The following is a 13,111-nucleotide window of genomic DNA, read 5'->3' as shown; positions in this document are numbered from 1 at the left end:
CTCGGCCGGCCGCCTTACTCCACATGCCGGAAGAAATCGATGAAGGCTCTCAGCGCCGGGCGCATCTGGCGACGGCTTGGATAATAGAGGTAGGGGCCGGCATAGGGCGCGCACCAATCTTCGAGCACGCGCTCCAATCGCCCCGCCGCGATATCCTCGCTCACGCGCGACTCGAAGAGATAGGCAAGCCCCGCGCCACCAAGCGCGGCCTTGATGATCGGCCGATCCTCGCCGAGGATCAGGGGGCCAGCCACCGACACCGTTATCTCCTCGCCCTCCTTTTCGAATTCCCAACGATAGAGCGTGCCGTTCGAAAAGCGACGGCGAATGCAGCGGTGTCCGGCAAGATCGCGCGGGTGGGCAGGCCTACCGTGGCGTTCGAAATAGGATGGCGCCGCCACCACGGCGCTTGTGAGGTCCGGACCGACCCTCACGGCGATCATGTCGGCCTCCAGGCTCTCGCCAAGTCTGATGCCCGCGTCATAACCCTCTTCGACAATATCGGTGAAGCCGTCTTCGTTGGCGATTTCCAGCACAATGTCGGGATAGCGATCCAGAAACGCCCCCAGCCGGGGCGCAAGGATGAGATCGGCGGCAAAGCGCGGCGCGGTAATGCGCAGGTTTCCCGCCGGTCGCTCGCGCGCCTCCGCCGCGGCTTCCAGCGCGTGGGCGATTTCCTCGAGCGCGGGGCGCAACCGCTCCAGGAGCCGCCGCCCCTCTTCGGTCGGCGCGACGCTGCGGGTGGTGCGCGAAAGCAATCGCACACCCAGGCTTGCCTCGAGGCTGGCGACCGCATGGCTGACGGCGGACGGAGCGACACCGAGTTCCTTGGCGGCGGCGCGGAAGCTGCCGTGCGCGGCGACGGCGGACAGGACGGCGAGTTGAGAAAGCTGGGTCCGGTTCATTGATCGAAATGATAGAACAACCCGTGAGAATTGACAGAGATTTTCAGCCGCGTGTGACGGTCCTATCCTCCGTGGTCGTCGCCCCCAGGTGCGGGCGCGACGCCACCGATGACCATCCGCTTCTTTCGACGCCAGCCGCAAGCCGCCCTCCTCGGCCGGAACCGGCGTCGAAGCCTGAAAGGACCTCCCATGAAAATCCGCAAGCTTGGAAATGAACTGACCGTCTCCGCCATTGGCCTCGGCTGCATGGGCATGAGTTTCGCCTATGGCGACGCGGACGAGCAGGAGTCGATCCGCACGCTCCATCGTGCCGTCGAACTCGGCGTGACCTTCTTCGACACGGCCGAAGTTTATGGCCCCTATGAAAACGAGAAGCTGCTCGGCAGGGCGCTGAAGGACAGGCGCGACCGGGTGACCATCGCGACGAAGTTCGGCTTCCGCATCGAGCCGGGCAAACCGGCGGCCGAAGCGATCAAGGGGGTCGACGGGCGGCCGGAAAATGCTCGAGCCGTCGCCGAGGCATCGTTGAAACGGCTCGGGACCGATGTCATCGATCTTTATTACCAGCACCGCATCGACCCGAGCGTGCCGATCGAGGACACGGTCGGCGCAATGGCGGAACTCGTGAAGGAAGGCAAGGTGCGTGCGCTCGGCCTTTCGGAGGCGAGTGCCGCCACCATCCGCCGCGCCCATGCCGTTCACCCGATCGCGGCGGTGCAGAGCGAATATTCGTTGTGGTCGCGCGACCCGGAAGAGGAGGTGCTTGCCACCTGCCGCGAACTCGGAATCGGCTTCGTTCCTTACAGTCCGCTTGGACGCGGCATGCTGACCGGCAAGATCGCCAGGGTCGATGATCTCGCCGCCGATGATTTTCGCCGATCGCTGCCGCGCTTCCAGGGGGAAAACCTGGGCGCCAACGCGGCGTTGGTCGCAACGCTCGAAACGCTCGCGGCGGAAAAAGGCATCACCGCCGCACAGCTCGCACTCGCCTGGGTCATCAACCAGGGCGATTTCATCGTGCCGATTCCGGGTGCCCGCAAGATCCGGCATCTGGAAGAGAATGTCGCCGCAGCCGATATCGTGCTTTCCAAGGCCGAGCTCGCCAAACTCGGTGAGGTACTGTCGCCGGGCCTTGTTGCCGGCAAGCGCTACAGCGACGCATCGCTGGCGCTGACGAACCGGTAAGGCGCACTCGACTTCCGCGTGTTCGTGAACGCACAAGGGCATTTCGGGCATCGCATTTCGCCTGCGATGCCCTACCTATAGTGCAGTCGGCCGGAAAGAAGGAGGAACGAGGAATGTCCGAGGAGCAGGCGATCAGCGCGGTTGTGCATCTTTACGTCGACGGCATGGCCTTCGCCAACGAGGCGGCTCTGCGCAAGGCCTTTCACCCGAACGCTTCGATCGTCGGCAATTATGATGGCGCCGTCGAATGGCTGACCCGCGACGCCTTCATCGCGACGATCCTGAAAGAGGGCTCGGCACCGCCGGAAACACAGCCGCTCATGGATGTGGAGATGATCCAGATCACCGGCGACGCGGCGAGCGTGAAAGTCGTCGATGAATTCGCCGGCACCCGCTATACGGACTATCTCTCGCTGCTGAAGATCGATGGACGGTGGCTTATCGTCAACAAGGTCTGGCACGCGCACTCCTAGATCATTTCACTGTTTCATTGAAACGGCGAAATGATCCAACTCTTTGAGCCTACGCGGCAGCGATCCGCCCGCAACGGAGCTGGTGCAGCCGATCGCTTGATTGCTTGCGATGCGAAAAGGCCGCTGCCTCGACAGCGGCCTTCCGTCTTTCCGTCAGGCGCGAAGCACGCCGCCGGTGCTCTTCGCGACATTGGCAATGATCTTTGCCGTCAGCGCTTCGAAATCCTCGTCGGTCAGAGTGCGTTCGACCGGCTGGATCGTCACCTCGATCGCCACCGATTTCTTTCCCTCGCCAAGGGAGGCTCCCTCGAACACGTCGAAGACGTTAACGCCGGTCACCAGCTTGCGGTCGGCACCGGATGCGGCCCTGAGGATCGCCGCCGCTTCGACCGTCTTGTCGACGACGAAGGCGAAGTCGCGCTTGACCGCCTGGAACGGCGAAAGCTCCAGAGCCGGCTTGGTGCGCGTTGCCTTCTTCTTCGGCTCGGGCATGGCGTCGATATAGATCTCGAAACCGCAAAGCGCGCCCGAAACGTCGAGGGCATCGAGCGTCTTCGGGTGGAACTCGCCGAAGCTGCCGAGAACGATCTTCGGACCAAGCTTGATCGTGCCGGAACGGCCGGGGTGATACCAGGCCGGGCCGCCGGCCTCGAACTGGACATTGCCCATCGGCACGCCGCAAGCCTCGAGCACGGCGATGGCATCGGCCTTGGCGTCGAAGACATCGACCGGCTTGCCGCCGCCCTTCGCCGCATTCGACCAGAGCCGGCCGGCGCCGTTCAGCGACGCCGTACCGCGACGGACGCCGCCTGCAACGCGGCGCTGGGCTTCCGGCGTGTCGCCTTCGTAGGTCCCGGAGACCTCGAAGATGGCCACGTCGCCATGGCCCTTGTCGGCATTGCGCTGCGCCGCGGTCAGAAGCCCCGGCAACAGCGAAGGCCGCATGTCGGACATATCGGCGGCGATCGGGTTGGCAAGCTTCAGCGCAGGCTGACCGCCGCCGAAGAGCTTCGCCTGCTCTTCCGAGATGAAGGACCAGGTGACGGCTTCGAGCATGCCGCGGCTTGCGAGCGCGCGCTTGGCCTGACGCGTGCGGATCTGCATCGTCGTCAGAATCTTGCCGTTGACGGCATTGTGGCTCGGCAGGGGCACGGCGACGATGTTGTCGACGCCATGGATGCGCATGACCTCCTCGACGAGATCCGCCTTGCCGTCGACGTCCGGGCGCCAGGATGGGACCGTGACGCGGAGACGCTCGCCGGCCCCCTCCACGCCGAAGCCGAGCTTGGTCAGGATCGAGACGCTTTCCTCGGTGGAGACCTCAAGACCGGTCAGCCGCTTCACCTCCGAGACCGGGAAGTCGACCACCTTGGGCGTATGCCCCTCATAGCCGACCACATCGAGCTTGGCAGCCGTTCCACCGCAAAGCTCCAGCACCAGTTCTGTAGCCCGTTCAAGGCCCGGCACCATGTATTCCGGATCGGCGCCGCGCTCGAAACGATAGCGCGCATCGGTGATGATGCCGAGCGTGCGGCCGGTCTTGGCGATGTTCATCGGATCCCAGAGCGCCGATTCGATCAGCACGTCGGTCGTGTTCTCGTCGCAGCCGGAGTGCTCGCCGCCCATGATGCCGCCGATCGACTCGATCCCGTCCTCGTCCGCAATTATCACATTGGCCGGCGACAGCGTGTATTCGCGCGTGTCGAGCGCCAGCACCTTCTCGCCATCCTTAGCCCGGCGAACCGTGAGGTTGCCCGTGACCTTGGCGGCATCGAAGACGTGCAGCGGCCGGCCCTGGTCGAAGGTCAGGTAGTTGGTGATGTCGACCAGCGCGTTGATCGGCCGCAGGCCGATGGCGGCCAACCGCTGGCGCATCCATGCCGGGCTCGGGCCGTTCTTGACGCCGCGCACGAGGCGGAGCGCGAAGCCGGGGCAAAGATGCTTGTCTTCGCCGAGATCGAGCCTCACCTTCACCGGCGTTTCGCCTGCGACAGCGAAGGACGGTGCCGGCTGATTTTTTAAGGTGCCGAGACCGGAGGCGGCGAGGTCACGGGCAATGCCGTGAACGCTGGTGCAATCCGGCCGGTTCGGCGTCAGGTTGATCTCGATGACCGGATCATCGAGGCCGGCGTAGGCGGCATAGCTCGTGCCGACCGGCGCATCCTCCGGCAGATCGATGATGCCGGTATGGTCATCGGAAATCTCCAATTCCTTTTCCGAGCACATCATGCCGCGGCTTTCAACCCCGCGGATATTGCCGACGGAAAGCGTGACAGCGATGCCGGGCACGTAGGTGCCGGGGGCCGCGAAGGCGCCGATAAGGCCCTTGCGCGCGTTCGGCGCACCGCAGACGACCTGCACCGGCTGGCCGTTACCGGTGTCGACCATCAGCACCTTCAGCTTGTCGGCGTTCGGGTGCTGCTCGGCGGAGACGACTTTGGCGATGACGAATGGCTTGAACGCCGCCTTGTCGTCGACGTCCTCGACCTCCAGCCCGATCATCGTCAACCGCGCGCAGATCTCCTCGAGCGAGGCGTCGGTCTCCAAATGGTCCTTCAGCCAGGAAAGCGTGAATTTCATGATTTCACCTGTGTCCCAAAAATATCAGCGCGCGATCAAGCGGAGAGGCCGCCGAAGAGCGTCGGCATGTCGAGTGGGCGGAAGCCGTAATGGGTCATCCAGCGGACGTCGGCGTTGAAGAAGTCGCGAAGGTCCGGCATGCCGTATTTCAGCATGGCGATGCGGTCGAGACCCATGCCCCAGGCAAAGCCCTGATACTCGTCCGGATCGAGACCGCCGGCGCGCAGCACGTTTGGATGGACCATCCCGCAGCCGAGGATTTCCATCCAGTCCGTGCCTTCGCCGAACTTGACGATCGGGCCGGAACGGTCGCACTGGATGTCGACCTCGAACGACGGTTCGGTGAAGGGGAAGAAGGACGGGCGAAAACGCATCGTCACCTGATCCACCTCGAAGAAGGCCTTGCAGAACTCCTCCAGCACCCAGCGCATGTTGGCGACATTCGCCGTCTTGTCGATCACCAGGCCCTCGACCTGATGGAACATCGGCGAGTGAGTGGCGTCCGAATCCTGGCGATAAGTCTTGCCGGGAATGATGATGCGGATCGGCGGCTGTTGCGCCTCCATCGTGCGAATTTGCACCGGCGAGGTGTGCGTGCGCAGCACCTTGCGCTCTCCCTTCTCATCCGGTTGGAAGAAGAAGGTATCGTGCATCTCGCGGGCGGGATGGCCTTCGGGGAAATTGAGCGCCGTGAAGTTGTAATAGTCCGTCTCGATATCCGGCCCTTCGGCGATCGAGAAACCCATGTCGCCGAAGATCGCAGTGATCTCGTCGACGATCTGACTGATCGGATGGATGCGGCCGCGCTCGGACGGGGAGGAGCGGACCGGCAGGCTGATGTCCACCGTTTCACGCGCCAGCCGCTCGGCGATTGCCGCATCCTTCAAGGCGAGCTTCCGGGCGGAGATCGCCTCGGTCACCGTGTTCTTCAGCGCGTTGATGCGGGCGCCGCGGGTCTGGCGTTCCTCCGGGCTCATCGCCCCGAGCGTCTTCAGCAGTTCCGAGATCGAGCCCTTCTTGCCGAGCGCCCCCACGCGCACCGCCTCGATCGCCCCCTCGTCGGCGGCGGCATCGATCTCCGCCAGCAAAATCCGTTCCAGTGTTTCCAGTTCGCTCATTCTGTCCTGCCTCGATGCGGGAATGGTTCGGTATATCGGTTCAATTCTTCAGCAATGTGATCGCACCCGGCGTCGGTCGGAGAGGTCGACCGTGGCTGCGATCCGGCTGGCGAGCCGAATAGAAAAACCCGCGCCAGCCTGCCAGCGCGGGTTTCCCAACTAATTTCAAGAACGGTTTTGGGAAAACGCTGGCTTAACGGACAGCGCTTTCAAACTCGTTTGCCGTGCCGGCTTCCTTGAGGTAGGCGAGCGCCTTCTTGGCGGCCTCGACGAGCGCGCCGAATGCTGCCGTCTCATGGATCGCCATGTCGGACAGAACCTTGCGGTCGACTTCGATGCCGGCCTTGTTGAGACCGTCGATGAAGCGGCCGTAGGTCAGGCCGTGCTCGCGGACGGCAGCGTTGATGCGCTGGATCCAGAGCGCGCGGAAATTGCGCTTGTTAACCTTGCGGTCGCGATAGGCGTACTGCTTGGAACGGTCCACCGCTGCCTTGGCGGCGCGGATGGTGTTCTTGCGACGGCCATAGAAACCCTTGGCGGCCTTGAGCGTCTTCTTGTGCTTGGCGTGGGCGGTCACACCGCGTTTTACACGTGCCATGTCATGATCTCCTTAAGTATCCAATAGCCCGAGGTCTCAGAGACCGTTCGGCAGGTAGTTCTTGACGACCTTCTTGCCGTCAGCTTCGGCGAGAACCATGGTTCCGCGCGCGTCGCGAATGAACTTGTTGGACCGTTTGATCATGCCGTGGCGCTTGCCAGCAGCAGCAGCTCTAACCTTGCCGGTAGCGGTGACTTTGAACCGCTTCTTGGCAGACGATTTCGTCTTCATCTTGGGCATTTTGCTACTCCATTGTTCTTAATAGTGCGAAACAGGCAGACGACGCCCGTTTCCAGCGTTAAGAACGGCCACGGCATGCCCTGCCGGACCGTTCGGACGGGGGCTTATAACCGCACGTCCTGAAAAACGCAAGCCGGCAAACGAAGAAGCCGGGTGCGGCCCGAAGCCGTGTCGCTTGGCTCGGCAGCCAGCCCGCCGGGGGCATGCCAGTCAAACAAAAAGCCGCCTCAAGCGGCGGCTTCCCGTCATTTCCATTTTCCGCGGGCGCGCCCGATCACTTCGGTGCGAGCACCATCATCATCTGTCGGCCTTCAAGCTTCGGCTCGGCTTCCACCTTGGCGATCGCCTGGGTGTCGTCCTTCACCTGCAGCAGAAGCTTCATGCCGAGTTCCTGGTGGGCCATTTCACGGCCACGGAACTTCAGCGTCACCTTGACCTTGTCGCCTTCCTCGAAGAATCGGTTCATGGCCTTCATCTTCACCTCGTAATCGTGGGTGTCGATGTTCGGACGCATCTTGATTTCTTTGATCTCGACGATCTTCTGTTTCTTGCGCGCTTCCGCGGCCTTCTTCTGGTTGGCGTATTTCAGCTTGCCCAGATCAAGAATCTTGCACACCGGCGGTTCGGAATTCGGTGCGATCTCTACCAGATCAAGACCGGCTTCATCCGCCATGCGGAGTGCCTGGTCGATCGGCACGACGCCGACATTCTGGCCTTCGGCATCGATAAGCTGAACCCGGGGGACCCGGATTTCCTTGTTTGAGCGCGGCCCCTCTTTAACCGGGGCGTCCGCTTTGAACGGTCTGCGAATGGTCGTACTCTCCTCGAGCTATTGACGTATATATGGTCTGCTTGAACGGTCAGCGCGATCTCAAACGAAGCGCTTGAAACTGTCACCGACGGCAATGTGTGAATTGCGGCGCCAGAGTCAATAGCATGGCTCGCAAGGAAAATCACCCTCTGTCGAAGCATAGGCGAATCTGTTTTAGAAGGAAATCTGCCGCCCCGCCGTCTTTCTAGAGGATATCCGATGTCAACAGCGCCAGCCGAAACGGAAATCACGTGGATCGAGGTGGGCGGCGGTGCGGCCGCACGCTCCATCGCCATGCGGATATTTCGCGCAGAACCGCGATCCGAGCGCCCCACGCTCGTCTGGCTCGGCGGGTATCGCTCCGACATGACCGGGACCAAGGCCGTCGAGGTCGAGCACTATGCGCGCGCGATCGGATCGGACTGCATTCGCTTCGACTATTCCGGCCACGGCTCCTCCGGCGGCGACTTCCGGGACGGCACGATCTCGCGTTGGATCGAGGAGAGCCTTGCCGTGATAAACCACGCGGCGCCTGGAAAGGTTGTCCTCATAGGCTCCTCGATGGGCGGCTGGATCGCCTTGCGGCTCATTCAGGAACTCAAACGCCGCGGCAACAAGGGCCGCGTTGCGGGTCTCGTGCTGATCGCGCCCGCACCGGACTTCACGGCTGAGCTCATCGAACCCAATCTCACCGTCGCGGAGAAGGCCTCGCTTGCCGAACGCGGCTATTTCGAGGAGCCGTCGCAGTACAGCCCCGAGCCGAATGTCTTCACCTTGGCGCTGATCGAGGACGGCCGCGCCAATCGCGTGCTGTCGGGTCCCGTCGAAACGGACTGCCCGGTCCATATCCTCCAGGGCATGCGCGATCCCGATGTCCCCTACACGCATGCGCTGAAGCTGATGGAGCACATGCCCGCGGACGATGTCGTGATGACTCTCATTCGCGACGGCGATCACCGGCTCTCACGCGACGAGGATATTGCCAAATTGAAACAGGCAATCGGCGACATGCTCACGCAAGGCTGACAGCCGCGCGACGCGCAATACCCCATCATCTTTCCAATGCACCCGCGCAAAACCGTTGCGGCGCAAGCATCATTGCCGCCGTTTTCCGGGCGATTTTAACCATAACGGCCGATCCGCGAATCAGGATCATTGACTCCAACGAAGCAACAATATTAACTCTTTGTTAACGATTAGAGCAGCGCACGGGGATATCCACGAAAGCTGTCGTCAACTCAGGATTGCGCGGATAGGTCCGGACTGGAAGAGCCCGACACTCCGCGTTGCAGGGGATCTGTATGGCGTCTTGGACAGGGGTTAAGGCTAGTATCGCGGCGTTCTGCGCAGTTTTCATTTCAGCAAACACGGCAATTCCCGCCCAGGCGGGATCCACTCCATGGATGCAGACCGGCTCGGTAACCTCGCAGCCGATCGGGCATTACGAGTTTTGCCAGAAATATCGGGGCGAGTGCCGCGCTCGGTCCAAGACGACGGTCGCGCCACGCGTCACCGATCGGGGCTGGGCTGTCATCCGCCAGGTCAATGCGGCGGTCAACCGCGAGATCACGCCCGTGATCGATCAGCAGATTCATGGCAGGGACGAGGTCTGGTCCTACCCGACCACCGTTGGCGATTGTGAAGACTTCGCGCTTGAAAAGCGCCGGCGGCTGATGAAGCGCGGCTTTCCCGCAAGCCAGCTGCTGATGACCGTCGTGCGCAAGCCCGACGGAGAGGGTCACGCGGTCCTTACCGTCCGCACGGCGCAGGGCGACTTCATTCTCGATAATCTCGAAAACAGGGTAAGGCTCTGGACTCAAACGCCCTATCGCTATCTCAAGCGCCAGGCGTCCTATAACAGCGGCCGCTGGGTGACTATCGACAACGGCGCGGAGGTCGTCGTCGGTTCGGTCGGCAACTGACCAGTCAGGACAAGCTATTCAAAAAGGGCCGGTTTACGGCCCTTTTTTATTTCCGTCAGATTTTATGTCCATCAGGCGTTGCCGATCAGGACGCCGGCGGCGAGCACCAGACTGCCGCCAAGGACGACCTGGAAGGCCGCCCTGAGGAAGGGCGTTTCCATATAACGGTTTTGGATGAAGGCGATCGCCCAAAGCTCGAAGAAGACGATCGCGGCCGCGGTCACGGTCGCCGTCCAGAAGTGCGGGATCAAATAGGGCAGCGCGTGACCCAACCCGCCGAGCGCCGTCATGATGCCCGAGGCAAGTCCCCGCTTGACCGGCGAACCGCGTCCCGACAGCTTGCCGTCGTCGTGGGCGGCCTCCGTGAAACCCATCGAGATGCCGGCGCCGACGGAGGCCGAAAGGCCGACGAGAAAGGTCTGCCAGGTATCCTGGGTCGCGAAGGCGGCGGCAAAGATCGGCGCCAGCGTCGAGACCGAGCCGTCCATCAGTCCCGCAAGCCCCGGCTGTACGTAAGTGAGGATGAACTGCCGGCGCGATGTCTGGTCTTCCTCCTCGCGCACATTCTCGGGCGTATGCTTCTCGCCAAGCCGACGGGCGAGCGATTCATGCGATTTCTCGGCAATCGCCAGGTCGCCGAGCAACTTGCGCGTTGCCGCATCCTGCGTTCGCGCTGCCGCTTGCACATAGAAACGGTGGGCTGTCTCCTCCATTGCTTCCGCTTCGTCGCGCGCTTTTTCGATCGGCATCTCGGCGATCAGCCAATCGGGCTTGCGCTCGGGGAAATCGCGCACATGCTCGCGCCGTATCAGCGGGATACGGTTGCCGAAGCGGGCGACATGAAGGTCGATCAGTGCCTGACGATGATGGCTTTCCTCTTCCGCCATCTCCTCGAAGACCTTGGCCGAATGCGGATATTTTTCGCGTAGCGCATCCGCATAGGCGAGATAGATGCGGCCGTCGTCCTCCTCGGATGAAATCGCCAGAGCGAGGATCTCCTGCTCGCTCAGGGAAAGAAACGGGCGCTTTAACCGGGAGAAAAGGCGGGAAAGCATCTGCAATAACCTTCTTTAGAATAATTCTAAAATAGAAAGCACGGCTGCGCGCGTCAAGAGCGCGGCAAGCGCGCCCTGGACTTCGCAACAACCGCAGTCGAAGGAACTGCTTCAGATCGAGAGATTGAGTGTCTTTTCCCGCTCGATATAGGCGCGCTGCTGATCGGTGATGTAGTCACGCACGATCGGGGCCGCGTCGCGCGAACGCGACAGCTGCATGTGGAATACGAGCTGGCTGCCCGTGCGGAACATCATCTCCGCGCTGATCAGGTAGAACTCCCACATCCTGGCGAAGCGCTCGTCATACATCGCGATCACCTTGTCGCGGTTCTCTTCGAAGCGCTTGCCCCAGTGCTCCAGTGTCGTGGCGTAGTGAACGCGCAGGAATTCCAGATCGGTCACCCACAGGCTGTTCTGCTCGACGACCGTGAATACCTCCGAGAGCGCCGGCGAATAGGCCCCGGGGAAGATGTATTTGCGCAGCCATGAGCTCGCCATGCCGGGCGGGCTCATATGTCCGATCGAGTGCAGCACGGCGAGCCCGTCATCCGGCATCAAAGCATTCAGCTTCTTGAAGAATTCGTCGTAATGGTGAACGCCGACATGCTCGAACATGCCGACCGAGACGATGCGATCGAAGGGGCCATGAACGTCGCGGTAGTCCTTCAGCTCGAAGCGCACGCGATCGGCCATGCCAGCTGCGCGGGCCCGTTCCGAGGCCAGCGCCTGCTGCTCCTTCGAGAGCGTCACCCCCAGAACCTCGACATTTTCCAGCGCCGCCAGATAGAGCGCCAGATCACCCCAGCCGCAGCCGATATCGAGAACCTTCATCCCCGGCTTCAGGCAAAGCTTCGCGGCGAGCAACCTGAGCTTGTTGCGCTGCGCCGACTCCAGCGTCTCGTCGGGGTCGCGGAAATAGGCGCAGGAATAGAGCATGTTCTCGTCGAGGAAGAGCTTGTAGAAATCATTGCCGAGATCGTAATGATGCGCGACGTTCTGCTGCGCCTTGCCCTTCGGGTTCGCCTGCTGGCGCTTGCGGAAACGCATCTTGATCGCCCGCAACACCTTCTGGATCGGATAGGAACCAAGCGACAACCGGTTGATCGAGAACAGCGTGAGGAAGTCCCGAAGCGTCGAGCCCTCCTCGAAGCGCATCGTGCCGTCCATGTAGGCCTCGCCGGCAGCGAGCTCGGCATTGAAAACCAGGCTTCGATAAAGCCGCTTGTCCGTCAGCCGCATTGTCACGCTCGGCCCGGGCTCGCCGGCAAAGACATGGCGTTTGCCCTCGGCATCGATCACCGTCAGGCTGCCCTTGCGAATGAACGCCTTCATCATATGCGATAGTGGAAACATGCAGTGCCGCGCCTCTTATCCCGCTCCAGAGGGCGGCATCCTAGCATCGCGCGAATAAAATGCGCGCCGAATTTGCAGCTACGCACCGGAAACGAAAACAGGGACGGCAGTGATCGACCACCGCCCCCGTTTGGATCTCCGTCAGGACTCAGATCAGTCCTTCGCGCGCTCGACGTAGGAGCCGTCTTCGGTCGCGATCACGACCCGGGTGCCAGCCTGAATATGGGGCGGCACCAGGGTGCGTACGCCATTCGAAAGGACAGCCGGCTTGTAGGAAGAGGAAGCCGTCTGGCCTTTGACCACCGGTTCGGTCTCGGTAATTTCGAGAATGACGTGACGCGGCAGGTCAATGGCAATCGCGATGCCTTCATGGATCGACAACATCACGGCCATGCCCTCCTGGAGATAGGCCTTCAGATCACCGATGTCCTCGGCCGACATGACGAGCTGGTCGTAGGTCTCCGGGTTCATGAAGTGGAAGCCTTCGCCATCTTCATAAAGGAAGGTGTGCTCGCGGTCCTCGACAAAGGCGCGCTCGACCTGCTCGGTCGTGCGGTAGCGCTCGGAAACCTTCACGCCATCGGAAATGCGGCGCATGTCGACCTGCGTGACCGGCGTGCCCTTGCCCGGGTGGAAGTTCTGTGCGGTAAGCACGACATAGAGCTTGCCGTCTACGTCGAGAACGTTGCCCTTGCGGACAGAAGAAGCGATGACCTTGACCATTAGTCTTCCTTGTAACAGAGGTAGGCGCGACACGGCGAGCCGGGAAACCCGGCCCTGAAAGGACGCGAAAACTTAGATTTCGCGCCGCAACTACCCTAATTTCGCGCAAATAGCCAGCCTGTGCCGGCAATGACGCGAAGAAACTGGC

General features: G+C 61.9%; 13 protein-coding genes. 4 read left to right on the top strand and 9 right to left on the bottom strand.

Going from position 1 to position 13,111, the window contains the following annotated elements:
- Positions 1-14: 14 nt before the first annotated feature.
- Positions 15-905 carry a LysR family transcriptional regulator gene (locus QN224_RS01155; RefSeq protein WP_283975223.1) on the bottom strand — a complete coding sequence of 297 codons (891 nt, stop codon included), beginning with the start codon at positions 903-905 and terminating at the stop codon, positions 15-17.
- A gap of 189 nt (positions 906-1,094) precedes the next feature.
- On the opposite strand from QN224_RS01155, the gene QN224_RS01150 reads away from it, so the two are divergent.
- Together QN224_RS01150 and QN224_RS01145 are read left to right on the top strand one after the other, a co-directional pair.
- A complete protein-coding gene (locus QN224_RS01150) occupies positions 1,095-2,090 on the top strand; it encodes an aldo/keto reductase (RefSeq protein ID WP_283975222.1) in 996 nt (331 codons plus the stop codon).
- A gap of 113 nt (positions 2,091-2,203) precedes the next feature.
- The gene (locus QN224_RS01145; protein WP_173511226.1) at positions 2,204-2,563 is read left to right on the top strand and encodes a nuclear transport factor 2 family protein; all 360 of its coding nucleotides are present in this window, start codon (positions 2,204-2,206) and stop codon (positions 2,561-2,563) included.
- A gap of 153 nt (positions 2,564-2,716) precedes the next feature.
- Here QN224_RS01145 and pheT read toward each other — a convergent pair whose 3' ends face one another.
- The 5 genes from pheT to infC form a co-directional block, all read right to left on the bottom strand.
- Complete coding sequence (pheT, locus tag QN224_RS01140) at positions 2,717-5,143, bottom strand: phenylalanine--tRNA ligase subunit beta (RefSeq protein ID WP_283975221.1); 2,427 nt, start codon at positions 5,141-5,143, stop codon at positions 2,717-2,719.
- 35 nt (positions 5,144-5,178) lie between these two features.
- On the bottom strand, positions 5,179-6,261 hold the full coding sequence (pheS, locus tag QN224_RS01135) for a phenylalanine--tRNA ligase subunit alpha (RefSeq protein WP_173511228.1): 1,083 nt from the start codon (positions 6,259-6,261) through the stop codon (positions 5,179-5,181).
- A 193-nt stretch (positions 6,262-6,454) separates the two neighbouring features.
- Complete coding sequence (gene rplT, locus QN224_RS01130; protein WP_136506619.1) at positions 6,455-6,859, bottom strand: 50S ribosomal protein L20; 405 nt, start codon at positions 6,857-6,859, stop codon at positions 6,455-6,457.
- A gap of 36 nt (positions 6,860-6,895) precedes the next feature.
- A complete protein-coding gene (rpmI, locus tag QN224_RS01125) occupies positions 6,896-7,099 on the bottom strand; it encodes a 50S ribosomal protein L35 (RefSeq protein ID WP_026613581.1) in 204 nt (67 codons plus the stop codon).
- 274 nt (positions 7,100-7,373) lie between these two features.
- Positions 7,374-7,910 carry a translation initiation factor IF-3 gene (gene infC, locus QN224_RS01120; protein ID WP_136506618.1) on the bottom strand — a complete coding sequence of 179 codons (537 nt, stop codon included), beginning with the start codon at positions 7,908-7,910 and terminating at the stop codon, positions 7,374-7,376.
- Between the two features lie 219 nt (positions 7,911-8,129).
- Between infC and QN224_RS01115 the strand changes: the two genes are divergently transcribed.
- Positions 8,130-8,936, top strand: coding sequence for an alpha/beta hydrolase (locus QN224_RS01115; RefSeq protein ID WP_283975220.1), 807 nt, complete (start codon positions 8,130-8,132; stop codon positions 8,934-8,936).
- A gap of 275 nt (positions 8,937-9,211) precedes the next feature.
- Positions 9,212-9,832: a transglutaminase-like cysteine peptidase gene (locus tag QN224_RS01110; protein ID WP_173511230.1), complete on the top strand. Its 621-nt coding sequence runs from the start codon at positions 9,212-9,214 to the stop codon at positions 9,830-9,832.
- Between the two features lie 71 nt (positions 9,833-9,903).
- Here QN224_RS01110 and mbfA read toward each other — a convergent pair whose 3' ends face one another.
- The 3 genes from mbfA to efp form a co-directional block, all read right to left on the bottom strand.
- A complete protein-coding gene (gene mbfA / locus QN224_RS01105; RefSeq protein WP_283975219.1) occupies positions 9,904-10,887 on the bottom strand; it encodes an iron exporter MbfA in 984 nt (327 codons plus the stop codon).
- A gap of 111 nt (positions 10,888-10,998) precedes the next feature.
- Complete coding sequence (locus QN224_RS01100; RefSeq protein WP_283975218.1) at positions 10,999-12,240, bottom strand: cyclopropane-fatty-acyl-phospholipid synthase family protein; 1,242 nt, start codon at positions 12,238-12,240, stop codon at positions 10,999-11,001.
- A 153-nt stretch (positions 12,241-12,393) separates the two neighbouring features.
- Positions 12,394-12,963, bottom strand: coding sequence for an elongation factor P (gene efp, locus QN224_RS01095; protein WP_028002239.1), 570 nt, complete (start codon positions 12,961-12,963; stop codon positions 12,394-12,396).
- Positions 12,964-13,111 lie beyond the last annotated feature (148 nt).

It is taken from the genome of Sinorhizobium sp. 7-81, assembly GCF_030124405.1.
Classification (GTDB): domain Bacteria; phylum Pseudomonadota; class Alphaproteobacteria; order Rhizobiales; family Rhizobiaceae; genus Sinorhizobium; species Sinorhizobium psoraleae.
The sequence above is the reverse complement of the archived record's forward strand: the minus strand, read 5'-3'. Positions and strand labels throughout refer to the sequence as shown.